The 320-nt window shown below is 55.3% G+C and carries 1 pseudogene; it reads right to left on the bottom strand.

Annotation, left to right across the window (positions count from 1 at the left end):
- Window positions 1-104: 104 nt before the first annotated feature.
- A pseudogene (locus tag CAPSK01_RS15595) lies at window positions 105-320 on the bottom strand (OsmC family peroxiredoxin); the annotation flags it as partial.

Here is a 320-nt window from a genome sequence, read left to right on the forward strand (position 1 = left end):
GTGAAATTTGGCGGTTTTCTAAACCTCAAGTCCGACAGGCTGCTAGTGACAGGACCGCAATCACCTCATTCTGCTCTCATGATCACCTGGAAAAGGCATGACCGTCAGGCGACAGGTGCTGCCGACTGGCAGTCGGCGAGTACGCTGTGGATGCAAAGATCGGAATGCAGGACACGGTACATGGGGCATTTGTTGGCAATCGCCAGCAGTTTGCTGCGCTGATCGCGTGTCAGATCGCCGGTCAACGTGATGATGCGCGAAATTCGATCGATCTTGCCATGTCCTTCGGCCTCGATCCGGTCGTGCATCAGTTCGACGCT

This window comes from Candidatus Accumulibacter vicinus, from assembly GCF_000584955.1.
Lineage (GTDB): Bacteria > Pseudomonadota > Gammaproteobacteria > Burkholderiales > Rhodocyclaceae > Accumulibacter > Accumulibacter vicinus.